At 49.5% G+C, this 24,980-nt stretch carries 22 protein-coding genes and 2 pseudogenes; 13 read left to right on the plus strand and 11 right to left on the minus strand.

Translation table 11 applies throughout. The features are described 5' to 3' along the window. Positions 1-59 precede the first annotated feature (59 nt). From AAGR08_RS23085 to AAGR08_RS23105, 5 genes are all read left to right on the plus strand, one after another. A complete protein-coding gene (locus AAGR08_RS23085; RefSeq protein ID WP_345830992.1) occupies positions 60-950 on the plus strand; it encodes a LysR family transcriptional regulator in 891 nt (296 codons plus the stop codon). Positions 951-1,233: 283 nt separating this feature from the next. Further along, positions 1,234-1,530: a chorismate mutase gene (locus AAGR08_RS23090; RefSeq protein ID WP_345830994.1), complete on the plus strand. Its 297-nt coding sequence runs from the start codon at positions 1,234-1,236 to the stop codon at positions 1,528-1,530. Between the two features lie 4 nt (positions 1,531-1,534). Beyond that, entirely contained in the window at positions 1,535-2,344 is an 810-nt protein-coding gene (locus AAGR08_RS23095; RefSeq protein ID WP_345831048.1) for an AraC family transcriptional regulator, read from the plus strand. A gap of 94 nt (positions 2,345-2,438) precedes the next feature. Further along, positions 2,439-3,053: a LysE family translocator gene (locus AAGR08_RS23100; protein ID WP_345830996.1), complete on the plus strand. Its 615-nt coding sequence runs from the start codon at positions 2,439-2,441 to the stop codon at positions 3,051-3,053. Between the two features lie 339 nt (positions 3,054-3,392). Then, positions 3,393-5,327, plus strand: a complete 1,935-nt coding sequence (locus AAGR08_RS23105) for a methyl-accepting chemotaxis protein (RefSeq protein WP_345830998.1) — start codon at positions 3,393-3,395, stop codon at positions 5,325-5,327. A gap of 418 nt (positions 5,328-5,745) precedes the next feature. On the opposite strand, the gene AAGR08_RS23110 is transcribed toward AAGR08_RS23105, so the two are convergent. From AAGR08_RS23110 to AAGR08_RS23120, 3 genes are all read right to left on the minus strand, one after another. Beyond that, positions 5,746-6,312 (minus strand): NADPH-dependent FMN reductase, encoded by a 567-nt coding sequence (locus AAGR08_RS23110; RefSeq protein ID WP_345831000.1) that lies wholly within the window; start codon positions 6,310-6,312, stop codon positions 5,746-5,748. A 76-nt stretch (positions 6,313-6,388) separates the two neighbouring features. Continuing rightward, positions 6,389-7,027, minus strand: a complete 639-nt coding sequence (locus AAGR08_RS23115; protein WP_345831001.1) for a glutathione S-transferase family protein — start codon at positions 7,025-7,027, stop codon at positions 6,389-6,391. A gap of 448 nt (positions 7,028-7,475) precedes the next feature. Continuing rightward, entirely contained in the window at positions 7,476-8,393 is a 918-nt protein-coding gene (locus tag AAGR08_RS23120; RefSeq protein WP_345831003.1) for a bifunctional helix-turn-helix transcriptional regulator/GNAT family N-acetyltransferase, read from the minus strand. 206 nt (positions 8,394-8,599) lie between these two features. Here AAGR08_RS23120 and AAGR08_RS23125 point away from each other — a divergent pair, with 206 nt between their 5' ends. Then, positions 8,600-9,502 (plus strand): pyridoxal-phosphate dependent enzyme, encoded by a 903-nt coding sequence (locus tag AAGR08_RS23125; RefSeq protein ID WP_345831005.1) that lies wholly within the window; start codon positions 8,600-8,602, stop codon positions 9,500-9,502. Between the two features lie 234 nt (positions 9,503-9,736). Here AAGR08_RS23125 and AAGR08_RS23130 read toward each other — a convergent pair. Together AAGR08_RS23130 and AAGR08_RS23135 are read right to left on the minus strand one after the other, a co-directional pair. Further along, positions 9,737-10,045: pseudogene (locus AAGR08_RS23130) on the minus strand (GNAT family N-acetyltransferase); the annotation flags it as partial. Positions 10,046-10,065: 20 nt separating this feature from the next. Beyond that, positions 10,066-11,213 (minus strand): IS3 family transposase gene (locus AAGR08_RS23135; protein ID WP_345831007.1). Its coding sequence is split into 2 segments (ribosomal slippage): positions 10,066-10,976 and positions 10,976-11,213, totalling 1,149 coding nucleotides; the frame shifts between segments, so codons are not numbered across the junction. Positions 11,214-11,265: 52 nt separating this feature from the next. On the opposite strand from AAGR08_RS23135, the gene AAGR08_RS23140 reads away from it, so the two are divergent. Then, entirely contained in the window at positions 11,266-11,409 is a 144-nt protein-coding gene (locus AAGR08_RS23140; RefSeq protein WP_278495664.1) for an SDR family oxidoreductase, read from the plus strand. Between the two features lie 335 nt (positions 11,410-11,744). Here the strand turns inward: AAGR08_RS23140 and AAGR08_RS23145 are convergent, their stop codons facing one another. Then, entirely contained in the window at positions 11,745-12,968 is a 1,224-nt protein-coding gene (locus AAGR08_RS23145; RefSeq protein WP_110411990.1) for a cupin domain-containing protein, read from the minus strand. Between the two features lie 562 nt (positions 12,969-13,530). On the opposite strand from AAGR08_RS23145, the pseudogene AAGR08_RS23150 reads away from it, so the two are divergent. Further along, positions 13,531-14,689, plus strand: a pseudogene (locus tag AAGR08_RS23150) (IS30 family transposase). A 203-nt stretch (positions 14,690-14,892) separates the two neighbouring features. Here AAGR08_RS23150 and AAGR08_RS23155 read toward each other — a convergent pair. Continuing rightward, positions 14,893-15,549, minus strand: a complete 657-nt coding sequence (locus AAGR08_RS23155) for a TetR/AcrR family transcriptional regulator (RefSeq protein ID WP_164913110.1) — start codon at positions 15,547-15,549, stop codon at positions 14,893-14,895. A 173-nt stretch (positions 15,550-15,722) separates the two neighbouring features. Between AAGR08_RS23155 and AAGR08_RS23160 the strand changes: the two genes are divergently transcribed. Further along, entirely contained in the window at positions 15,723-17,273 is a 1,551-nt protein-coding gene (locus AAGR08_RS23160) for an FAD-dependent oxidoreductase (protein WP_345831012.1), read from the plus strand. A 155-nt stretch (positions 17,274-17,428) separates the two neighbouring features. Here the strand turns inward: AAGR08_RS23160 and AAGR08_RS23165 are convergent, their stop codons facing one another. Continuing rightward, positions 17,429-18,475 (minus strand): methylated-DNA--[protein]-cysteine S-methyltransferase, encoded by a 1,047-nt coding sequence (locus AAGR08_RS23165; protein WP_345831014.1) that lies wholly within the window; start codon positions 18,473-18,475, stop codon positions 17,429-17,431. After that, positions 18,459-19,235 (minus strand): isocitrate lyase/phosphoenolpyruvate mutase family protein, encoded by a 777-nt coding sequence (locus AAGR08_RS23170; protein ID WP_345831016.1) that lies wholly within the window; start codon positions 19,233-19,235, stop codon positions 18,459-18,461. Before AAGR08_RS23170 ends, AAGR08_RS23165 begins: the two co-directional genes overlap by 17 nt. Positions 19,236-19,545: 310 nt before the next feature. Between AAGR08_RS23170 and AAGR08_RS23175 the strand changes: the two genes are divergently transcribed. Then, positions 19,546-20,403 (plus strand): shikimate dehydrogenase, encoded by an 858-nt coding sequence (locus AAGR08_RS23175; RefSeq protein WP_345831018.1) that lies wholly within the window; start codon positions 19,546-19,548, stop codon positions 20,401-20,403. A gap of 338 nt (positions 20,404-20,741) precedes the next feature. Here the strand turns inward: AAGR08_RS23175 and AAGR08_RS23180 are convergent, their stop codons facing one another. Beyond that, positions 20,742-21,527 (minus strand): SDR family oxidoreductase, encoded by a 786-nt coding sequence (locus AAGR08_RS23180; protein WP_345831020.1) that lies wholly within the window; start codon positions 21,525-21,527, stop codon positions 20,742-20,744. A gap of 53 nt (positions 21,528-21,580) precedes the next feature. Further along, on the minus strand, positions 21,581-22,477 hold the full coding sequence (locus tag AAGR08_RS23185; protein ID WP_345831022.1) for a GntR family transcriptional regulator: 897 nt from the start codon (positions 22,475-22,477) through the stop codon (positions 21,581-21,583). Between the two features lie 232 nt (positions 22,478-22,709). Between AAGR08_RS23185 and AAGR08_RS23190 the strand changes: the two genes are divergently transcribed. The 3 genes from AAGR08_RS23190 to AAGR08_RS23200 are packed head-to-tail and all read left to right on the plus strand — an operon-like array spanning position 22,710 to position 24,978. Further along, positions 22,710-23,480, plus strand: coding sequence for an ABC transporter substrate-binding protein (locus AAGR08_RS23190; RefSeq protein WP_345831050.1), 771 nt, complete (start codon positions 22,710-22,712; stop codon positions 23,478-23,480). Positions 23,481-23,500: 20 nt separating this feature from the next. Next, positions 23,501-24,235 (plus strand): amino acid ABC transporter permease, encoded by a 735-nt coding sequence (locus AAGR08_RS23195; protein ID WP_345831024.1) that lies wholly within the window; start codon positions 23,501-23,503, stop codon positions 24,233-24,235. Then, on the plus strand, positions 24,232-24,978 hold the full coding sequence (locus AAGR08_RS23200; protein ID WP_345831026.1) for an amino acid ABC transporter ATP-binding protein: 747 nt from the start codon (positions 24,232-24,234) through the stop codon (positions 24,976-24,978). Before AAGR08_RS23195 ends, AAGR08_RS23200 begins: the two co-directional genes overlap by 4 nt. Positions 24,979-24,980 lie beyond the last annotated feature (2 nt).

The following is a 24,980-nucleotide window of genomic DNA, read 5'->3' on the forward strand; positions in this document are numbered from 1 at the left end:
CAAAAGCGCGGATAAATAGACTGCAGCTACCTTCTGAACAGACATAAAGTTAATAATCAATGGACAGCCTGACTTCTCTTACCTCTTTTGTACGGACAGCCGAGACACTGAGCTTTGTGCAGGCTGGAAGACTGCTGGGTATTTCAGCGTCAGCAGTCGGTAAGAACGTTGCCAGACTTGAACATAAACTGGGTGTGCGGCTATTTAATCGCAGCACAAGAAAAGTAAGTCTGACCACGGAAGGGGCGGCACTACTGGTCAGGTGTAAGCATATTCTTGAGCAGCTCAATGAGGCCGAATCAGAGCTGACGAACAGTGCCGCTGAGCCCGTGGGAAAACTTCGGGTTTCCCTTCCCGTAGCAGGTTACAGGCTCCTGCTTCCCGCACTTTCCGCATTTAACCGACGTTACCCGCAGGTCGAAATGGACCTCGACTTCAGCGATCGTCTGGTGAATATCATTGACGAAGGGTTCGACGTGGCAATACGCAGCGGAGAGCTGGCTGACTCCAGGCTGACCGCCAGAAGGCTGGGTGAATTCAGCTTCACTCTCTGTGCCAGCCCCGGCTATCTGGAGGAAAAAGGCGTTCCGGTGTCACCTGCGGAGCTGACGTCGCACCGGTGCATTTTTTTTCGCTTACCCTCAACAGGTCTGCTGCAGCCCTGGGAACTGAAAGGCCTCCGCCCCGGGGCTCCACTCAGCTCTGAATCGGTTCTGACGGTAAATAATATTGAAGCGGCCATTGGCCTGAGCCTGGCGGGAACAGGGATCTGCTATCTGCCCGACTTTATAGTCCGCGAGGCGCTGGCAGAGGGACAACTCAAAGAAGTGATGCACGGGTACTGTACAAAGCAGGGTCATTTCTCCGCCGTATGGCCATCGGGCCGCTACCTTTCATCCAGAGTCCGCTGTTTTATCGACTTTATTACTGAGTCGGGTTTATCTGTATAGTCCGCTCACGTGTCCAGACTATCGGAATCATGCTCACTTCAGGGGCAAGAGTGCGTTCTTACATGCCTGCTTCTGGCACAAAGCTGACCCCTGTCGGGCCAACTTCTGCAATGGGCGAGGAGCAGACATTCGCCCTCTCTCTTTTATCGCATTATCAATTGCCGCATATTCTTGATTGGATTTTTTATATCGTTCTTTGAGTCAAACTTAACAAACTGGAGCTGTTTTAAATCTAAAATTTGTGTAATCTGGTGTGCTCATGTACTAGTCAGTTGGATTTAAGATGATGTTTTCGTCAATTGAGGATGTTAGAAACCGTATCGATCAGATTGACAGTGAACTGGTTAAAATGATCGCGCAACGTAGCCAGTGTGTTAAAGCTGCAGCAGCTTTCAAAAGTGACCACTCAGCCGTGCGTGCTCCAGATCGCGTTCAGCAGGTAATCGACAAGGTAAGTGAACAGGCGACTGAAGCAGGACTTCCCACAGTGATTATCGAAAAGGTCTACCGGACTATGATCGATGCGTTTATCGATTATGAACTCAGGCAACACGATCAATTACGACAGGAGAAATGCTGACATTGTGCGTCAACATTCTATTGAGCTTTTCCCCATAACTGTAGCGGGTGTCGAGGCGGTAAACGCCAACAGCGATATCTCATTCGGGCGGCATACTCATGACCAGTTCGGCATTGGTTTGATGGACAGTGGCGGGCAAAAATCTCTGAGTGGGCGCGGATATGTCGAGTCGAATGCGGGTGATGTCATCACTGTTAACCCGGGTGAAGTTCACGATGGGACGCCTCTCGATGGCCCGCGAGCCTGGCGGATGCTTTATTTTGATACTGAGATTATTAATCAATGCTTTATCGATATTTCCGAAGGTAAATTTACCAGCGGCGAATTTGCTCTGCCTGTATCAACGAATGCCGGTATAGCAAAAATTTTTACCCAGTTATATCAGGCAATTATCAGTGGTAATGGCGATGTAAAAAAGCTGGCTGCGGATGAAGCATTGTTAATTCTGACCAGCGCCTTGGCCCAAATGCCCCGGCCTCAGATGAAAATGCCCATAAAAGGCGTGTTGTACGCGAAGGAACAAATGGATGACGCGCCGGGGAGTGCCATATCTCTTACTGAGCTGGCGTCGATTGCCGGACTCGGGCAGTTTACGTTTTTACGCGCTTTTGCGCATCACAGTGGAATGACCCCGCATGCCTATCTTTTGCAGCGACGCCTGTCACTGGTACGAAAGCTTATCAGGGGCGGCATGAACCTTGCTGATGCCGCCATTACGGGGGGATTTGCGGATCAAAGCCACATGACCCGTCTGTTTGTTCGCTGCTATGGTTATACGCCAGGCCTCTACGCGCAACAAAATCCCAAAATCTAGTCTCCTCTGCACTGCAATTTTGTTCAAGACAGAGAAAACCTCTTAATCAAATACTGAAGCAATTATTTCAGCTGCTGATGAGGGGTAAATTTTGATGCTTTATAATGATTTTCTGGTGACATCTCTGCTAATTGTCATATCACCCGGTACTGGTGCCATCATTACGCTTTCTGCCGGCCTCAGGCAGGGAAAACGTAGCGCAATAATTGCTGCTGCCGGATGCACTCTCGGGGTGTTGCCTCATATGCTGGCTGCAATTACAGGCCTTGCCACCCTGCTACATGCCAGTCCGTTACTGTTTTCAATTGTGAAGTATACTGGTGTGGCTTACCTGCTGTTTATGGCGTGGCAAACCTTACGGGATAAGACACTTTTAGCCGCAGACGGTCCCGGGCAGGAGATGTCTCATAGTGCGTTGATAATACAGGCGGTAGTTGCCAATATTCTTAATCCCAAACTTTCGCTATTTTTCCTGGCATTCCTTCCGCAGTTTATCGCCACCGGGGATGTACATCCCACACAGAGCATGCTGATTCTTTCAGCTATTTTTGCGGCCATGACTTTTGCTGTATTTTCTCTGTATGGCGCTTTTGCTTCGTCCGTTAGTCATTACGTATTAGGAAATCACAGGGTGATGACCGGCATTCGCTGGGGAGTAGCACTGGCCTTTAGTGCCGTTGGGATTCGACTGGCGATGGCGGTACAATAGTAAAGACTCGTGTTGAATAACACCTGCAAAAAGAGGTATTGAACGTCCGCTTCTGGCACAAAGCGGACGCTTGTGTCAGGTCCGCTATGAGCGAAAATCAGACGTTTGACTCACCCCCACTGCGCTTCATAAGACATCCCGGTCACAAGCTCAGGCAGCGCCTGCTGCAGATGTTCCCTGATGAAAACCCCAATCTCACTAACCTACCGCTAAATAAAACCGACCGTTATTTGTAAATTATTTTAATGATTTACGGCTAATGCCGATAACCCCTATGAGCGGGATCGATAAAATCTTCAGCAAAGAATTTAAGTGTTTTAAAATCATAGGGTTATAAAAATGAATCATCTGAAGCTCAACAGTTATTTCATGAATTTTAAGGTGGGAACCAAACTCGGTATGGGTTTTTTTGTGGTAATTGGTGCCCTTATCATTACGGCACTGGTTGCATCTGGCTGTCTTGACACCATTAAGGATAACTCGGAAAGACGAAGTCTGACCATCGAGATGAACAGCACATTCGGCACGGCCCGCCTTAATCGGACTCTGTATCAGTACACCAATGAGCAGCAGTATGCTGATAAAAATGCCGAGGCGCTTAAACAGCTGAGAAACCAGTACAATAAGCTGGCGCAATTTAACTGGGATTCAGGGGGGAAAACGTTTCTTAATGGTATTGAAGAAGCCATGAACAGTTATGGAACGCAAAGAAACATTTTAGTTGATTATATGCAGCGCATGATGGGAATGGCTGCCTATTTGCAGCAACTTCCGTATCTCAGTCTTGCAAAAAAGATGGATTATCTTGCTGAAGGCGGAACGCTGGCTTCTGATACGTCTTCTTTAGTTGAGCGGTTGTCGTCTCAGCTTAAAGAAGTCAATTTGCAGCTTTTGACTTTTATCAAGGTACCGGAAGATAACAGCAGAGCAGCGCTGAACATTGCCCTTGGCGATGCCAGAAAAACGGCGGTTATGCTTGAAGAGGCTAAAAACCCTGCGTTGTCTGAAGTCACCCCATCAGTCCTTAACCTTATTGATAAGGTCTCTTCTTCAGTCTCTCCCTTTGAAACGCTCTGGTCTGCGCATCTTGCGGCGGCAAAAACGCTGGTAAGCAGAGGTGAGAGTTTTGACGCCTCCCTGGCAAAAATGTTTGATTATCAAAAGAAAATATCTTCTGATTTTATTAAAACGGCGCAGATTAAAATTGTCTTTTTGTCGTTACTGGCCGTGATAATAAGCATTTTATTTGCCTGGCGCATAACCCTGAGTATTAAGCGGCCGTTGTCGCAAACACTCAGTATGGCACGCAGGATCTCTGAGGGCGACCTGACTCCGACTAACGTAAGCTATCGCAAAGATGAGCTGGGGCTGTTAATGCAGGCTTTTGATAATATGCGGATTAAGCTTGAAGAAATAATCAACAACGTCCGTAACGGCGTATCGAACGTAAACAGCGCGGCCACAGAAATAGCGACAGGAAATGAAGATTTATCGTCGCGTACAGAACAGCAGGCTGCCGCAGTTGTTCAGACAGCGGCCAGTATTGAGCAACTTACATCAACGGTGAAACTTAACAGCGAGAATGCGATTTGTGCCAGCAAGCTTGCCGGGGAAGCGTCATCGCAGGCCATCCAGGGAGGTCAGGTTGTCAGCGGGGTGGTTAATACTATGGAACAAATCAGGAAAAGCTCCTCACGCATTTCTGAAATAACCCAGGTAATAAATGGCATCGCTTTTCAGACAAATATTCTGGCTCTGAATGCCGCCGTTGAAGCAGCCAGGGCAGGCGAAGATGGAAGAGGTTTTGCTGTCGTCGCGGGGGAAGTAAGAAATCTGGCACAGCACAGCGCAACAGCGGCAAAGGAAATCGAAGGGCTTATTCATGAGTCTGTCGGTCAGGTTAAAACCGGCGCTACACAGGTGGAAAATGCAGGTAAAACAATGCAGTCCATTATTGAAGCTGTGGCTCAGGTGAATGAGGTTATGAAAGAAATAGCTACTGCTTCAGATGAGCAAAACCGCGGGATCAGTCAGGTCAGTCAGGCGATGACTGAAATGGACAGCACCACTCAACAAAATGCCGCACTGGTAGAGCAGTCAGCTGCAGCGGCCGGATCTCTTCAGGAAGAAGCCGGGCGTCTGGAGCAGGCGGTGGCTTTCTTCAAAACAGAATCTGTTCTGGTGTCATCGGTGCCAACGGCTGTCATAAGAAAACTGCAAAAACCGGTTACAGCTACCTCGCATTCTTCAGTGGAAAACTGGCAGTCATTTTGACGTTACATGGGCTTAAATATGCTTGAGACGAAATCATAGCAGGCTGCGGCAGATACCTCACTTGTCAGTTAATGCAATGCAGGAATGATTTTTTAGCTCAACAGTCAGGCATCTGCTTCAACTTCATTGCCCACGTTGATGCTCGTAACGGGGACATTGGCAATTTTTACTGTTAGTCACCAGCGGCCAAAACAGAAAATCCGGGGTGAGGGAATGAGATACGAGAAGCTGAAATTGAACCATCGATTAAGGCAAATGATCGCGTGGCGTTGAGCCCAGTATAATATGAAAAGCAGTTGTCGATGCCGCCTGATGACCTGTCTCATTAGAAAAACAGTTTAAGATTAAAAGCTTATACTTTTGGTGCAAAGCGGACTCACTTGGGCGTAAGGCCCGCTTTGAGCGAACAGCAGACATTCTACTCATGACGGCTGTAATGCATGATTGTCAGGCTATGTTCAATGTTTCTCCATAACCCATTAAGCCTTGAGCATATTTGTGCATTTTCAATCAGTGCAAATTCTGTCGCATCAGGGAGTATGTAAGGCGCATCAAGCGTTGCTCTGGGGCAGCATTTTTCGGCCAGCACTGCGCCCATAACGCTTAATGTTTCTGAGAGCTGGGAGTGCGCTAGACGGGCCCGCACAGACAGGTTGGGCAATGACAGCGGTTTATCCAGCAATTCTCCGCTGCTGACAATCCAGTCAAGTGCATTTTTTATGACGCCGGTGACGCCATGTGCATATTCCGGGCTGGCTAATAAGACCAGGTCTGCCCTGGAAAGTGCGTTTCTCCAGTGGTCAACAGCAGGCTCTGGTTTAGATTCATCATCAACGTTAAAAAGGGGGATTTTGTCCAGGGAGTCATATATTTCAAATGTGATCCCCACAGGACAAAGTAAAGACATAGCCCGTAAAAATACGGTATTCAACGAAGCAGCACGAAGACTGCCTGATACGCCCAACACATGTTTTCCATTTCTCATTCAAGTACGTCCTGAATATTCATACTGTCTGACCTGCCCAGTCTGATGACCAGGTTTTGTCAATCTCTTTCAAAGACTAAGCCCTGAGTTCATCATAAGAAACCATGACGTGTTCACGGAAAGCCTGACGGGAAGTCAGGCGCATATAATATGCCCGCACATTGGGAAGGGGGCTTCGATCAATATTGATATCATAATAACGGTACAATACGTGACCGAACTGAATGTCTGCCAGTGTAAAGGCTTCTCCGACTAAAAAGAGATGTTCTGAAAGGCGTTTTTCTGCAATCTGAAGCTTTGTTTCAAAATACTCTACAGCTGCACTGATAGCCTCAGCATCCCGCTTGTTTTCAGGGGTGCGGACGACTCGCCAGAAGACTGGCGCAGTAAATGTCTGGGCAATATTGAGCTTTGACCACTCCGCCCATCGATCAACGTCGGTCTTAGCTAACAGATCAGCAGGCCAGAAGCTTTCACACCCATACCGATTAGCGAGATAACGTAATATCGCGCCTGTTTCCCACAGTGGTGTATCGGCGTCATCCTGCAATACCGGTACGGTACGATTAGGGTTAAGGGCGTAAAACTCGTCAGAGTCTGTACCCCCATATTTATGACCAACATCGTGACGTTGATAAGGCAGTCTCATTTCACCTATACACCACATGAGAGCCTGTACGTTCGATGATGTTTTCCTTCCCCATACTGTCAGCACTGATTGCTCCTGTCTGTAACGACTCAGAAAATATTAAGGGAATACGTCCCACAGAACATCTGGGGCATCCTGATGCATATATCTTTCATTTGAGCAGAATGGGATAATGCCAGACAGGTACGCGAACTTCCTGCAGGCTGCCCATGACTGCTCCTAATTCGTATCTTTTATCATCAGTTACACTACTTGAGACGCTTCCCGCGCGTCATCTGTTTCACTACGTAACAGTGCCATACAACCTTCAAAGTCCGCTTCTGGCTCAGAGCTGCCAGAAGGGAAATCATCCGGCACTAGTAAGCCATCAGCAGGTCTGGTGCGTTACTTCACAGGGATGAGGTCAACCGGTATAGTTTTCAAAGAACCATTTAATTCAGTGATATAAATTGCCATTTGAGAAAACACACAAGGGTTTCTCTTTGATTCTTCGTGCTTCTCCTGGACCAGTAAATTACAGCTTTTTGAGCATACATATGCCGCAGCCGTCGTGCCCTGTCTCGCCCATTTTCTCAGCGTAACGAAACCCAAAGGCTTCGTACAGGCGGACCGCATCCTTTAACTCATCGAGGGTTTCGAGATAACAGGCCTGGTATTTCATAGCTGTAGCCTGAGCAAGAATGAATGCGATCATACGCCTTCCAAGCCCCATGCCTTTAACGTCGCGGCTGAAATAGAGTTTCTGCATTTCGCAGATCCCTGTTTTACCCGGAAGCGGGGCGAGACCAGCTCCGCCAACAATTATCCCCCTTGCTTCAGCGACCCAGTACCCCGTGCCGGGTTGGTTGTAAACCTCGCTTAAACGTTCAAGCTCCGGGTCATGCAGGCTGACTCCCTCAAGGTGGTCGATTTTATTATCCCTGAAGCTGTTGCGAATGATTTCAGCAACAGCTGCATTATCTTTGGTCTTGATCGGCCGGAAAATTATTTCCGCTTCACGCTGCCTGCGTGCATTGTGTAAGGTTCCGGCAAAGCGGGTGATGGTGTCAAAAAACGCCTTTATCTCGTCTTCAGAAGAGGAGGCGAGCGCTTCTTCAGTAAATCTGTCGGCATTTTCTTCGAGAGACATTAGTCGTTGCTTTCCTGACGCGCTTAACCGGAAAGTTGATGCTCTGCCATCCTGATTATCATGCTCTCTTGTCAGATACCCCATCTCAGTCAAAGTACGAAGCGTTCGGCTCATGCTTGGCTTTTCCACACAGAGTTTTGTTGCCAGTTCTGTTGCGCCTGAAGGCTTTCTGTTCAGCTCAATCATAATGTGACTCTGAAGAGGGGATAACTCAGTTCCGCTGGCCTTACGGCCGAGCATGCCCAGCTCCCTTACCATGTCGCGCATGGCTGCACGAAACTGGCGTATTTCATTTTTGTTCATTTTACCGGCCTGATTAAAAATTTCACATGGATGATACACAATGTAGTTAACAGTGTTAACTACATTGTGTATCATGGCTGACCAACAGCATGCCGGATAATGATTTTTATTGTCGTTAACGAAAACCAACAGAGTCGGAGTGAAGCTGTTATAGCTTTAAGTACAGCCTGCAATTAACACCCAGAAGAACTATCAGGGATTTTAAAATGGACATAAGTATCCGGACGCCCCTTATTCACTCTCTTCCTTTAAGCCAGCAAAGCGGATGCAATATCTGGTTAAAAATGGAGTCTTCGCAGCCTACGGGCTCATTCAAGCTCAGAAGCGCAGGACATACCTGCAATCACTATGCCAGCCGAGGGGCTAAAGGCTTTATAAGTTCATCGGGTGGAAATGCCGGTATCGCGGTGGCGCACAGTGGCCGCAGACTGGGTTTACCGGTGACGGTTGTTGTCCCTGAAACCACCCCGGTGCGTGCCAGACAACTAATCGAAATGGAAGGTGCAAAACTTGTTGTGCATGGGAAGGCGTGGAGTGAAGCCAATGATTATGCTCTTTCCCTCGTGACGGATGAAATCGTCTACGTACATCCCTTTGATAATCCATTACTGTGGGAAGGCATTAGCACGATGGTGGATGAAGTCATCAGCGAGGGGCTGCGCCCGGATGCTGTTATCCTGTCAGTTGGTGGTGGCAGCATGTTATCCGGCATCGCGAAGGGACTGGAAAAACATCAGCTCGGTCATATCCCGGTTTATGCCGCTGAAACTCACGGAACGGCTTCCTTTAACGCCTCGCTTAATGCCGGTAAGCTGGTACGTCTGGATAAGGTCAGCGGCATAGCAACGACGCTGGCCGCCAGTCAGGTATGCGAAAATGCTTTTGATGTGGCCAGCCGTATGGACGTCAGAAGTATGCTGGTTTCTGACCGGGAAGCGCTGAATGCCTGCCGCCGCTTTCTCGATGACCATCGGGTGCTCACTGAGCCCGCATGCGGTGTGTCACTCTCACTTTTGTACGACAAAAAAGTCCTGTTCAAGCCGGCTGATAATGTACTGGTCATCGTATGCGGCGGGGCCTCTGTCACGCCAGAAGGGATCGCGAGCTGACAGAAGAACGCATTTATACTGTCAGAGTTTATGAGCAAAAGGATGGGCGAACTGCCCGGTTAATTAACTTGTTTTAGAGTGAGTTATGCTCTCTTTGGCACAAGCAGACTGGCGCGTAGGTTAAGGTCCGCTTTGAGCGAGAAGCGGACATCAAAGTGATGGCGACAGGAAAATTCTGCCAAATTAAGCATAATAATCCGTCCACGTAGTGCCGCTTAGCAGCCGAGATAGGCTTCAGGAATGTGCGTCCTGCATAGCAAACGCAGCTAAACGCTGATGATCCAATCGGAAATACTGCTTTTCTTTGATGAGTGAAGCCCCAAGGGACAAGTAAAATTCGGCAGCTTTCGGGTTGGTAGTTTCAGCAGTCCAGTCAAATCGCGTGCATCCATGTTCAACGGCGAAAGCCGCAATAAATCGCATAAGTGATTTACCAACTCCCTGACCTCTCACCGCCGATAAGGTAAAGAGATCTTTCATATATGCCTGACCGGAACACTTTGGAGCAGGGAACATCAGTGTGAAGGTGGCAAATCCGACGAGGATGAATCGCCACGGATAATCTAGACACTTCTGAGCCGTTGATAATATTGGTTTTCATATTCTGTCGGTGACATCTGAGCGCTAGAACCATGCCGACGCTTACTGTTATAAAACATTTCGATGTAATCAAAAATATCGCTCCGGGCTTCTTCCCGCGTTCCGTAGATCTTTTTCTTTATCCGCTCGCGTTTCAATAACTGGAAAAAGCTTTCTGCAACCGCATTATCGTGGCAGTTACCACGACGGCTCATGCTGCCCTCCAGGCCGTGTGATTTCAGGAACGACTGCCACTCATGGCTTGTGTACTGACTGCCCTGATCCGAGTGAACCGGCACCTGTTTTTGGGGATTACGCCGCCATACAGCCATCAGCAGTGCGTTCAGGACAATGTCCTTTGTCATCCGGGATTGCATGGACCAGCCGATAATTTTGCGTGAGAACAGATCAACAACCACGGCAAGATACAGCCAGCCTTCGTGGGTCCTGATGAAGGTTATGTCCGTTACCCAACGCTCATCCGGAGCATCCGGATTGAACTGCCGCTGGAGCCTGTTGGGCGACACGATACTGGCCTCGCCTTTACGCGCCCGCGGGCTCCGGTATCCGACCTGAGCCTTTATCCCGACACGTTTCATCAGTCGCCAGACTCTGTTGACTCCGCACTGTTGCCCGCTGTCCCGCAGATCCAGATGGATCTTGCGATAACCGTAGACGCATCCCGATTCCAGGCAGAACTGTTTAATCTGTCCTGTCAGTCTCAGGTCTGCCTGATGGCGTTGTGAATGCGGCGGCTGAAGCCAAGCGTAAAAGCCACTGGGATGAACATTCAGCACCCGACAGAGCAGGCGAACAGGCCAGCAACAGGTGTTGTCACGGATAAAGGCGTACCTCAGTCGGACAGCTTTGCGAAGTACGCCGCGGCTTTTTTTAATATGTCCCGTTCGTCGGTAACCCGCTTCAGCTCTTTCTGGAGACGGCGGATCTCGGCCTGAGCATCTGACTGTTCTTTATGAGTGGAAGATTCCGGACCGTACTTCTTTATCCAGGCGTAAAGGCTGTGGGTGGTGATATCGAGACGTGTTGCAACGCTGGAAACAGAATGACCACGAACAACAACCTGTTTGACTGCTTCAATTTTAAACTCTTCGGGATAACGCTTACCGCTCATGGGCACCTCTCTTTAAGCCATCTTAAATGACTCTGAGGTGTCTGTTAAACCCGTGGCGATTCATATCATTTCTCAAACACCTCTTGGAAGGATTGGTAAGCCGGAAGAAATTGCTAGTGCCGTGGCATTTCTAGCCAGTGATGCATCAGCATGGATTACAGGAGAGATACTTGTTCCTAGCGGTGGACTAAAGTAAAAAAGTACAGCCTAAGAAATATGATTTTGCTATAAATAATTGTTAAACAACTATGAGGGTACAATCTATGTAGTTCTTTATGGGAAGTATGTTAATAATTGAATGAGCGCACATTAATATAATTAAATAATTAACGTTCACCATCTTCAATGTATACTTAATAGCTATTTTTAGGGGGGTAGATCAGAGTTCTGTATGAGAAGCTTAATTTCATAATATTTGATCATTATTAAATATTCATGCCTCCTTTTTATCCGGGGTAGGGTACCAATGTCAGGTCAATATTGACGGACTTGCCAGGTAATATTGAATGGCCGGAAAACCGGCCATTAAAATTATTTCACTACCGGTGATTTTATCAAAGATAGCGCCTTCATGAACTCATCGCCCAGGTCAAGATGTTGTTTTACCAGTTCAGGTGGAGTACTTGCCAACCACTGGTTAAGCGAAATATCTGCATAGTAATCGCTTTTAAATAGTTCCAGAAAACGCAGTTTACCGCTGCCGGTATTCTCAATATAGTGGCCCATAGCAAAAGGAACATAACCGACATCACCAGCTCTGTAATCAAATGTTCTTGCCTGGCCCGATGAAGCAAATACCCCCATCCGGCCTTCACCCTGAAGATAGTATTGCCACTCATCATTATTCGGATGCCAGTGAAGTTCTCGTATACCGCCGGGTTCAATCTCAACAAGTGCCGCCGCGATCGTTTTAGAAACCGGGAAATTAGTAGAGTCGGTGATTCTCACTGTCCCACCTGATGACTTAATCGGTTCCTGTTTTGCCATACGATGGGTGAAATTAATTTTTGATTTAGGTGACCCTTTAGTACTGTCAGATTCGAGGTTACCCGGAACGGTTCCGGCGAAAATGTATTCATCTTCTGGCGAAGGGAGGTGTAAAAATGTTGAAACGGGCACTTTAAAGTTTTTAGCAAGAATCTCTGGTGGGATATGTTTAAACCAGTCAGACAGAAGAAACGTGCTGTTTTCATCAAAGTTACCCTCGTCAAATGCCAGCAGGAATTCACATCCATCTGAACCAATACCCTGAATGGAATGTGGGACGCCTGAAGGGAAATACCAGAGATCGCCTTCGCTGATATCATCGACAAACCATCCTCCTTCCGTATCGAAGACGGTGACACGAGCATTTCCATACGTCATAAATGCCCACTCTCCTTCCTTGTGCCAGTGGAGTTCTCTTATTCCTCCAGCATTAAGGCGCATGTCAACACCGGCGATGGTAGTCGAAATTCCGAATTCTCGTTGGGTAACTTGCCGCGTCCATCCGCCACTACCCTTACGTACATGGGCATCGCTGAATGAAAAGCGCAGGTTGGGCACGGTGCCACTGTCGGTGGCCGGAGGGTCAATAATATCCGGGTTTTCAGATTCGCGCACGGGATCATGGGGGCCAGGGTCTCTACCACCTGTTCTCGAGCCTGCGGGATAAGCCTTGATGTTATTATCATGCGCATGTACCTGGCCTGTAGCAAGTACAACTGTGCCGCCCGCAGCAAATGCCATAAAACGTCTTCTGGAAAGTTTATTCATTTTTCATACTCCTGAAATTTTAATTCGGTTATTGCGTGTACTACCTCCGAATAAACGTTATAAGAGATTATGTATATTTAAATTTTACAATCTTGTAACACAAATAAACGTGAGATTTTAATAACGCAGTTAAAAGCATTCAATAATTTAAAATAAATCAATTTCGTTTATGAAATTGATACGTTAGAAGTCGAGTGATAAGATTCTATTCACATTTCCTTTCAACTTTATCAATCACATTTAGGATGTATTTAAATATTGCTGCAGGTAGGACTGTAATAATATGTTACGTTATAATTTGATTTTTATGTGATTTCAATATGTAATTATAACCTTTATGTTTTGATCGTTGGCAGCCAGCATGATTATATTCAGTGGCTGATTACAGCTCTCACAGAATCTCAGGGCAATGAATCGGGACTAAGAAATGAAACGCACGCCTGATAACAAATATTTAAGTGGCTGGTACTGAATACATCGTTTTCCGCTAAAAACGTCCGCTTTTGGCTGTGAGTTCAACGGGTCGATGCAACGCTATCCTTAATCGAAGGGGGACGTTGCCATGAAACGAAGAGCGCGTATTAACTACACGCCGGAACAGAAAGCGATTATCTGAGACAGATATAAGCAAGGTGATTCCCTGCATGATATCGCCAGAATGTTCGACAGATATCACTCTTCTGTTATGCCCACTATTCACCAGACTGGTGGGTACCGCCCCCCTGCCCGAAAGCGACACCGGTTAGCGCTTTCGCCAGGTGAAAGAGAAGAGATATCCAGAGGGCTGGTAGTAAAACGCAGCATCAGGGACATCGCAGCCAAATTATCAAGAGCTCCCTCAACGATAAGCCGCGAGATCAAGAGGAACGGAGGTGCAAAACAATATCGTGCAGCAAAAGCGGATAAGGACGCGTGGGACAGTGCCCTGAGACCAAAGTCCTGCAAGCTAACTGAAAGCCCCACATTGTGTAAAATCATTGCAGAGAAGATGCATCAGGACTGGTCACCGGAACAAATCGCCGGTTGGCTAAAACGCAGTTATCCGGATAATCAGGAAATGCATGTGTCACACGAAACAATTTATAAAACGCTTTTTGTACAAACCCGGGGAGCATTAAAAAAAGAGCTGCAGCAATGCCTCAGAAGCGGAAGAGCGGTGCGTAGATCCAGAACATCATCGCTTAAAGGTAAAGGATTAGGGTCAATCCCGGATACGATCTCTATCAGCGAAAGGCCACCTGAAGCCGCTGACAGAGCTATACCGGGTCACTGGGAGGGAGAACTGATACAGGGCTCTAAAAACTCATATATAGTCACGATGGTAGAACGCCATTCCCGCTTTGTTATGCTGGCCAGAATCAGTGATAACAAGACAGCCACAGTCATATCCGCACTAATTAAACAAGCCCGGCAGCTGCCTTGAACTTTATAAAACATTAACCTTGGATCGAGGGGCGGAAATGACTAATCACACCCTTTTTACTGTAGCAACAGAAATTGAGGTCTATTTTTGTGATCCACAATCTCCCTGGCAACGCGGCTCCAGTGAAAATACGAACAGGTTGCTCAGGCAGTATTTTCCAAAAGGAACTGACTTATCGGTTCACAGCCAGCAAAGACTAAACAGTGTTGCCAGGCAGCTCAACGAGAGGCCAAGAAAAACGCTAGACTATGAATCACCCGCAGAGCGTTTTTACCAATGTGTTGCATCCATCGGTTGAACTCACAGCGATAAGCGGACACTGCCCTTAAGGGTTGAACTGGCTTAGGGGATACCTAAAAGCTTCAGCGCATCATCGTGGCCAAATGTGGTGAAATTTGTTTTTAAAGCGGCTCTGCGGATCGCTGGAAATCCCTGTCAGCACGGAATGAGGCCAAGCAGTCGACTGGTATTGGGCATTTCATATTCTTTATCCATGCTGTTTCAGACAAAAGAATCCTGTTCAGGAGAAGAGTTAAGAAGTCCTCTTAATATGATATCAGTATGGCTTTTCGCTAAAGACTCCAGATCGGGCCGCAGTTCACTGTCTTCGGCAAAGATTTCACGAAAAAGAGTGGCCGTGACAATCGGTCCTACGATGGACATCGCCTGAAGTTGGGGGTTTCCCTGTCTGACTTCCCCCCTTTTTTGCCCCTCTTCCAGGACAGCAGAAAGCATGTTCAGCACCCGTGCAACGACGTTGTCATGCCAGATGCTTGCAATGTCAGGAAATTGCCTGGATTCACTGATGACCATACGTGCGATTGCGGGGATACGGCTGTTTAAAGGTCTTTTTGCCGCAGCCTGTAAAAGCACAGGGATAAGATCACGTACAGGTTTCCCGAAATCTGAAGCTGCTTTTTCCATTCCTTCCAAGTTAGTTGTAAATGCACTGCGTGCTACCGCTCTAAAGAGATCTTCCTTGGTTTCAAAATAGAGATACAGCGTTCCTTTCGCGATTCCTGCTCGCCGGGCAACCTCGTTGAGGTTGGTTCCTGCATACCCCTTCTCCGCGAAAACTCCTGTCGCGGCATCAATGATTTCTGACGGGCGTGCTTCTTTCCTTCGCCGCCGCTGGGGGCGTTCTGTTTCTGTGGTCACGATTAATCCTCTTTTGACGGTTTTTTACAGCGTTGCTGCGACTCAGTCAACGCTTACACCTTTACATTTTTACATAATGACCCTAGAGTCATTAATTATCAATTTTCCAAATTGTCAGTAAGCCCGTCTGGCCACCTTGCGCCGGAATTATTCATCACAGAAAAGGTGTAGCTATGTCAAAAAATGATGTCCTTATCGTTGGTGCCGGTCCTACCGGTCTCGTCCTTGCTATCTGGCTGACCAAGCAGGGCGTATCCGTTCGCATCGTGGATAAAAGTGCCGGTCCAGGTGAAACCTCGCGGGCGATGGCCGTCCAAGCCCGCACGTTAGAACTTTATCGTCAGCTGGATATGGCAGAAGACGTGGTCGCCGCAGGCTATAAGACCCCCGCAATGAATATGTGGGCGCGCGGAAAACGCAAAGCACACATCGCGCTAACAGACGCAGGAGAAGATATTTCCCCCTATCCGTTCGTTCTTGTTTTCCCGCAGGACAAACACGAAAAGCTCCTTATAGAGCGGTTACGGATCCTTGGCGTTGAGGTTGAGCGGAAAACCGAATTCCTTACATTTGAGGAGCGGGATGAAAACGTCCTCGCTACGTTGAAAAAACCAGATGGTCAGGAAGAAATCTGCTCAGCCACTTATCTTGCGGGATGTGACGGCGCGCGCTCACCTATCCGTCACCTGACGGGCAGCGGCTTTGAGGGGGGCACTTACAAACAAATCTTCTATGTTGCCGATGTTGCTGCGAGCGGCGTTGAGCCTTCAGGTGAAGCGCATATTGCCTTCGATAAATCAGATTTTGTCCTGGTGATGGCCTACGGGGATCAACATCAGTACCGGCTGATTGGTACCGTTCAGGATGAACGCGCTTCTGACCCGGAGAGTTTGACCTTTAAAGACGTCGGACATACGGCGATTAAAGGTCTTGGAATCAACATTGATAGAGTGAACTGGTTCTCGACTTACCGCGTTCATCACCGGGTCACTGACCACTTCCGGCACGGGCGTACCTTCCTGCTGGGTGATGCGGCTCACGTTCACAGCCCCGCCGGCGGACAGGGCATGAACACGGGCATAGTTGATGCCATAAACCTGGCCTGGAAACTTTCGGCTGTGCTCAAATCGCAGGCTCCGGACAGCCTGCTTGATAGTTACGAGACAGAACGTAGAGCCTTTGCACATAAACTTGTGGAGACTACCGACCGACTGTTCACCTTTGCCACCTCCCAGGGGAACTTTGCTGACTTTGTGCGCACACGTATTGCCCCGGTTTTTGCAAGTGTCGCCTACGGCATTGATAACGTACGGGAGTACATGTTCCGCGTTATCTCACAGACCACGCTCGACTACCCGGACAGCCCACTCAGCGAAGGCAGGGCAGGGAAAGTGAGCGGCGGTGACCGCCTTCCTTTCGTGCGTTTCGACGGAGGCAACAATTACGGCTCTCTCTCCGCCATTACATGGCAGGTTCACGTTTACGGAACGCCGTCTGCGGCACTGAAGTTCTGGTGTGAAAATCACCATATTGCCCTCCACGTACTCCCCTGGCAGGACGTTTTCGGCAGGACAGGTTTTGCCCGTGATGCCGCCTACCTGCTCCGGCCCGACGGTTATGTCGGGATTGCCGTTGCCGATGGGCAGCCAAAAGCGCTGACTGCCTATATCAACAAACACGGAATAAAATTTACTAACAATCAACTGCCTAGGAAATTTTTATGAAACATTTAGTCCGCTTCTGGCACAAAGCGGACGTCGAAGTAAGGTCCGCTATGAGCGAGGAGCGGACCTTTAGTTGAAAAAACCTTTAAAAGCCACACGCAAAAGGCACTCAGACAGAGAATAAATTTTTCCGGCTGCAATGGAGCATCAGACCATTAAACGTTGTCTCTCTCATGTTCAATGAGCCATTCTTTGCGTGAAATCCCTCCTCCATAACCGGTCATTCCTCCATCTTTTCCAATTATTCTGTGACAGGGGATAACAATCGCAATCCGGTTTGCACTATTAGCTGCAGCGACGGCGCGTACAGCATTAGGTTTATTAATCTGTAGAGAAATGGCCTGATAGTGTAATGTGTGACCATAAGGAACAGCACACAACTCATGCCAGACGGATTGTTGAAAATTACTGCCCGGGGCATCCACTGAGAGATCAAACTGCCGGCGAGTTCCGGCAAAATATTCGCTGATTTCTTTTACTGTCTGCCGGGTATGGCTGTTTTCTCCTGTGACAATTCTGGCGTTGAAGAAATGCTGGATATCGCGAAATTCCGTTTCTAACATCCGGCGATCGGTAAACTCCAGCAGGCAAATTCCCCGCTCGGTGGCACAGACAAACATAGGCCCTAGCGTGGTGGTAAACCGGTGAATGACAATCACCTGGGTTACCTGAGTCGGAGCTGCACCAGTAAGCCGTTTATAGGTGTAACCAAACCCGCTCAGGGATTCATAGCCATTGTCCAGCGCGACGTCCGTTGCCGCTCGTCCGCTTTTCAGCTCCTGCAGGGCAATGTTCACCCGCTGCATTCGCTGGAAAGCCTGAAAAGTAATGCCGTGATGTTTCAGGAACCAGCGTCTTACCCGCTCCGGACTAATTCCATGCTGACGAAGCTCCGCGTCAGCTACACGGGATTTAATATCTCGCCTGACAAGCGCAAGCGCCTGTTCAACAAATGATGGCGCGCTGTGCGCATTTTCAGCGGGTTTACAGACTTTACAGGGACGAAAGCCGGCCGCCAGAGCAGATTTAGCGTCTTTATAAAACTCTACATTTTCGCGTTTGGGCTTTCGCGCCCGGCATACCGAAATGCAGAATACGCCAGTGGTTTTGACGCCGACAAAAAACACGCCGGTAAATTCTGAAGCACGTTCAAGCAATGCCTGATACCAGACATCACACAAATTCTTATCGATAATTTTCATCAACAAAAAGTCCTTCAAATGTCTGATTCGTTCGGATCGCATGCATTAAATCAGTCAGTTTTGACTGAATGGCCGAATGAACAAAATTGCCCATTGAAATGCGGCTTACCCCGGCCAGTTTCAGCCTGCCAAACGACGGGAGATCAGGCATACACATGACATTCAGAGGCAGACCCGTTGCCTCTGCAATGAGGTTGATGTCTTTCTCTGACGTCAGGCAGGGAACAAAAAGGCCGTCAGCACCTGCAGCTTTATAGCTCTGCCCCCGTAATAACGTTTCCTGCAACGCGCTTTTATGCCCGAGTAGGTATGTGTCGGTCCGGATGTTTAGAAACAGATTATAATTTTCGCTTCTCAGCACATTGCATACTGCTCTCAGATTACGGGAAAAATCAGATGCATCCTCAAGCTGACGAACCCCATTAACGACTCTGCTGTCTTCAAGGTTAACGCCTGATACGCCGATCTGAGCAAGACGCCTGAGATTGGTTGCTATTTCTTCGGCTGAAACACCATACCCTGCTTCCATGTCAACGCTCAATGGCAGGTTGCTGACAGCTCGGATGCGGGTGACCATATAAAATAACTCCTCAAACGACATTCCCTGACCGTCTTCATATCCCAGAGTGGATGCTATTGCTGCACTGGACGTTCCCAGAGCCTGATAACCTGCTTCTTGCGCTGCGCCAGCACTAGCGGCGTCCCAAACGTTAGCAATAAGAAGGGGTTGGTACTGGTTGTGGAGTTCTGCAAAATTCATATTCATTTCCTCTCAATAGATTGAAAATGAATCTAAGCATTCAGTAAAACTGACACAACCGAAATTCAGACGACCATTTTTTAGCAAGTTCAGTTTGGTCTTCGGGGCGGGCCGTAATCTTTCAAGGTCTGCTCCTGGCACGAAGCGGAAGTGCACGAAGTATCGTTGTGAGCGAGATGCAGTCGCTGACGCTGGAAGATGCTCTGGCTTGAAGTTTCAGAACCCGTTATCCAAAGGACATTTCTCTCTTTAGGTAACACATTTTCGAAAGACCATAAAATGGCATCAACCAGATGACGGAGGTGTCTGTGTGTCTTATCTTGTTCTTGTCGGAAACGTCCTTCAGTGGGAAGCAGATATGAATGAACTCAGTATTGTGAGTGGCAAATTACAACTTTTATCCATCATCGGCGATCCAATCGCTCAGGTAAGCGCACCGCTCATGATTAATGCAGCCCTTCAACGCGAAAAGGTCGATGATGTACTGATGGTGCCACTTCATGTAAACCCTGCCGGTCTTCAGCAGGCCCTTGATGGGCTAAAGTCAGTGCAGAATTTTCGTGGGGCAATTATAACAATGCCCCACAAACAGCAATCTCTTTCATTGATTGATTCAGCCAGTGAAACGGCGAAAGCGGTTGGGGGATGTAATGTTATCAGAAGAGATAGTAAAGGATTGTTGTACGGAGATATGCTTGACGGCAATGGGTTCGCATTAAGTCTTCTGGAGCGCGGAATCAATATTGAAGGAAGTCGGGTTTATCTGGCCGGTACTGGGGGTGCCGGTTCAGCAATCGCACACGCTATGGCCGGGCAAAACCCTGCAGAACTAATCATTTACAACCGGACTCAGGCAAAATCAGCAGCGCTGGTTAATAACCTTTCCAGCCTTTTCCCGGCTGTAAGCATTAAGGTCGGCTATCACATTCCGGGAGAAGTCGATATTGCAATCAATGCGACATCTCTGGGAATGGGGGAAAATTCGGATTTGCCATTCTCTCTGGAAAAACTTGGGCCAAATACACTGGTGTGCGACATCGTAATTTTCCCTGAGAAAACTCGCCTTCTCTGCCTTGCTGAGCAAAAGCAGCTGCCTATTCACACTGGCAGAGCCATGCTTGTTGCCCAGATTAAGTTGATGCTGAATTTTATGCTTAATCCGGAATGATTAACCCATCGTCGCAGTGAAATTCACAAATGTCCGCTGTTGGCACAGATCGGACTGATACTCAGAAACATGTCCGTTATAAGCGGTCTGCGGACATTGCTAACATCGCAATGTATTAATTCTTGCGGAAAAAATGCTTAACTGTCCCCCATTAACCTTTGTGTTAATGAGGGCCAGTTAAGTAAAGATTGAATCTTCAAGCCGATGTACATAACTGCGCACACTACGATAATCGAGCACGATCATCATAGGGCTTCCATTTATGGCGACCGTAGATTAGGCAGGCGGTTTGCCTGTTTATTCCTGCTCTAATGACTCCCTATACGCGCGTTATGTTCTTAAATCGCATCGATCATCCCACCATCAACCCGCATTATGCTGCCCGTGATATAACTTGCCTGCTGGCTGGCGAGGAAGGCGGCAGCAGCGCCGTACTCCTGCGGATGGCCATAGCGTCCCGCCGGAATGCCCTGACGACTCTTCTCCGCAATGGCATCGGTGGTGCTGTTTTCGCGTTTAGCTTTGATGGCATCCAACTGGCTAACGCGATCGGTGGCAATACGCCCCGGCACCAGCACATTCACTGTGACGCCTTGCGCCGCAACTTCGTTGGCCAGCGTTTTGGACCAACCGAGCAGGCTCATGCGCAGCGCGTTGGACAAGGCCAGATTGGCAATCGGCGCAATCACGCCAGAGGACGTTGAGGTGATGATGCGGCCCCAGCCGCGTTCACGCATGCCCGGCAATACTTTGTCGGTTAACTGCATCAACGATGCCACCATCAATGAGAAATGTTGTTGCCAGACCGTACTGTCGGTGCCCGCTGCCGTAGCCGGGGGAGGGCCGCCCGAGTTATTCACCAGAATATCCACGTCACCCCAATGCCTGGTGATATCCGCTAAGATTGCCTCGAAGGTGTCGGGCTGCGCTAAATCCAACGGCCAGGCATGCGCTTCACCGCCTGCGGACTGAATCATCGCCACGGTGGCGAGCAGCTTTTCCTGATTGCGACCAATTATCGCGACTTTGACTCCCTCCTGTGCCAGTGACAGCGCCATTGCCTGTCCTAAACCACTGCCAGCACCACACACTAATGCCACTCGACCACTAATTTGCAAATCCATCATGTTCTCCTGAATTGTATTTTCAGAGTCTGGATGTGCAAAATCGGTGCCGACTATGCACCTGCCTTGCGAATTTGCACCAGGTCGTAGGCACATTGCAGATGCGCACGCATCAAATCCGCCGCCTGCTGCGCTTTGTTATCGCGCAGTGCATCAAGAATGGCAACATGCTCTTCACACCACTCTTTTACCCGGCGCTTATTATGATAGCTGCCGAACTCCAGCAGGCGACGCAGGCGGTTTTGCTGCTGGATCGCCTGGAGCACAAACAGGTTACCGCTGGCTTCGGCCAGTAGCTCATGGAATGAGGCATCGGTTTCAAAGATCTCGCGGGCGGGCACCTGGGTAATATCCGCATGGGTGATTAAACGCAGGTGCTGCGCGCGCAGGCGTTTCAGCAAGGCGCGATCCACGCGCAGCTGCGGGCTGAGCAGAGCGGCGGGTTCAATCATCAGGCGGAAACCATAGCTGTTGCGCAGCGCGACATCGCTGTTCAGCGTCTGCTGAAATCGCCAGCCATGCCCTGCGTTGCGGGCAATAAGTCCATCCTCTGACAGCTTCACCAACGCGCGCGTTAGCACGCCGCGATCCACCTCATATCGCTGGCTGATCTCGGTCTGGGTAAAGGATTCCGGCAACAGGCCAGCGATATGATCGCGTACCAGTAATTCATACAGCGTCTGGTCGCTGCTCTGTGGTGGTTCAATCGCCAGCTGCTGCAGCTCCTCAACGCTCTTGATCAGGTAGAAACCCTGATTGGGCCGGGCTTCCACCGCGCCGAGACGGGTTAACTCTTTCAGCCCGGCACGCACAGGCGTGCGGGAAACGCCCAGGGCGTCGGCCAGATATTGCTCACGTAAATGATGACCTGGATCGAATCTTGCTTCGTATATTAGGTCAAGCAGTTGTCGTGCGATACGGCGACCGCTGGCAGAAGCGTCAGGCTGCATAGAAATGGGTTCCCTGAAGTGTATTATTGCGAACAAAACATACAATAACATGCCGGACAGGTTGCCGCGATATAAAGCAAACACTGCACAGATACTGTGCATGATGCACCAGGAAGAGACGTTTTGTTGTATTCGTAATTGTACTTTGTGACTCACAAAAACCAATTTAAACGTTAGCCAGGAGAAATTTATGTTCAGCACTTCTATTAAAACACTAGGCCTGTTGGGATGGATGTCGACACTGGCGGTGATGCCCTTCGCCAGCCTGGCGGCTATCGGTGATGTGGCCCCCGGCAAACTCACCTATGGCACCGCCGCCACCTTTATGCCGTTCGAGTTCGTCAAAGACGGCAAGCTCACCGGTTTCGATATCGACCTGATTACTGCGCTCAGCAAGTCGCTGAAACTGCAACCCGCGCCGCTGCCGATGGAGTTTAAAGGGTTGATCCCGGCGCTGCAGGGCAAGCGCCTCGACATCATCAACTCCGCGATGTACGTCAACCCAACCCGTGCCGAGCAGGTGGATTTTGTGCCGTACCTGAAAATCGGCAGCCGAGTGGTGGTACGCAAGGGCAACCCGGCGGGGATCACCGGACGTGACCTGACTTTGTGCGGCAAAAACATCGCGGTGACACTGGGCGGTATTGAGGAGAGCCAGGCGCGCGTGGACAACAAACACTGTGTCGATGCTAAGAAGCCCGCCATTAATGTGATGACATTCCCGGCCGCCACCGATTCTGCGGTGGCCGTGGCGCAGGGCCGTGCTGATGCGGAGTTCCTGTCTACGCCAGGCACTGTCGCGCTGTTTAGCGAAAAGCCAGGCGTATTTGAAGCAGCAGGCGAAGAGTTCGAAGCCGACACCCACATCGCTTTCGCGGTGCGTAAAGGCGATGCCGAAACCAAAGCGCAGCTGGAGAAAGGGCTGCAAAAACTGGTGAAAGACGGCACCTATAAGCAACTGATTGAGAAATGGAACTTCCCGGACTCTGTTGCCATTTTCTAACCCGTTGACCGGAGAAAGCTATGTCGATCGATTTAATGTGGCAGTACTTCCTCTCACCTGAGTTCATCAAAGGTGCGTGGATGACGCTGTTAATTACCCTGTGTTCACTGTTGTGTGGCGTGGTGCTGGGGCTGGTGCTGGCGTTGTTGCAGGAAGCACCGTTCCGGGCGGGCAAGGCGCTGGCATTTTTCTATCTGTGGCTGTTTCGTGGCACGCCAGTGTTGTTCCAGATCATCTTTGTCTACAACGTGATGCCAGGTTTCGGCCTGCGTTTCTCCGCGTTTACCTGTGCTGTGCTGGCGCTCTCACTGAATGAGGGCGCCTACATGGCGGAGATCCTGCGTTCAGGGCTGCAGGCGGTTAAAAGCGGCCAGCGGACGGCGGGGATGGCACTGGGCATGACCAATGCGCAGATCATGCGCAAGATCGTGTTGCCGCAGGCGTCGCGCATCGTGCTGCCGCCGATGGGCAACCAGATGATCAGTATGCTGAAGTCGAGCGCGCTGGTGTCGGTAATTGCCGTGCAGGAGCTCTTGCTGGTGGCCAACCAGACCGCCAGCGCCAGCTTCCGCTACTTCGAAGCGCTGTGCGCCGCCGGGATTTACTACCTGCTCCTCACCAGCCTGTTCATGATTTTCCAGTCATGGCTGGAGCGCGTGCTTGATCCTAAACAGCGCCGCAGCAAGCAGCAAAAAGCCCTGGCAAGTAAAACCACGCCGGCGAAAACCGGCAAAACCGTTGGAGGTGTGTCATGAGCCATCAGACTAAACCCTTGCTGGAGATGATTGGTATCGACAAAACCTTCGGCAAACAACAGGTACTCAAAAACTGTTCGCTCAGCGTGCAGCGCGGTGAAACCGTGGTGCTGATTGGCCCCTCGGGATCGGGCAAATCGACCCTGCTGCGCTGCGTCAACATGCTGTCACCTGCCGACAGCGGCGATGTGTTCTTTACCCGCCAGAACATCACGCGCGGTGAAGTGCCGCCGCATCAGCTACGGCAGCGCATTGGCATGGTGTTCCAGAACTACGAGCTGTTCTCACATCTCACCGCCGCGGAAAACATCATGCTGGCACCGATGACAGTGTTGGGCATTAACCGCATTGAGGCACGCAAGCAGGCCGAAGCGCTGCTGGCAAAAGTGCACATCCACGAACGGGCCGATCACTTCCCCGATGAACTATCCGGCGGCCAGCAGCAGCGCGTGGCGATTGCCCGTGCGCTGGCGATGAAACCGGAACTGATGCTGTATGACGAACCCACTTCGGCGCTCGATCCCGAGATGATCCGCGAAGTGCTGGACGTAATGGCAGAACTCAGCGCCGAAGGCATGACCAGCATGGTGGTGACGCACGAAATGGGCTTCGCGCGCCGTGCCGCCAACCAGATTTTGTTTATGGAAGAGGGCGAGATTCTGGCGCGCGCCAGCGCCGATGATTTCTTTACCGGACAGGTCAGCGAACGCGCCAAGCGCTTCCTCGACCAGATCCTTCATTAATT

Origin of the sequence: Pantoea sp. BRR-3P (genome assembly GCF_039621635.1) — a bacterium.
Lineage (GTDB): Bacteria > Pseudomonadota > Gammaproteobacteria > Enterobacterales > Enterobacteriaceae > Pantoea > Pantoea floridensis.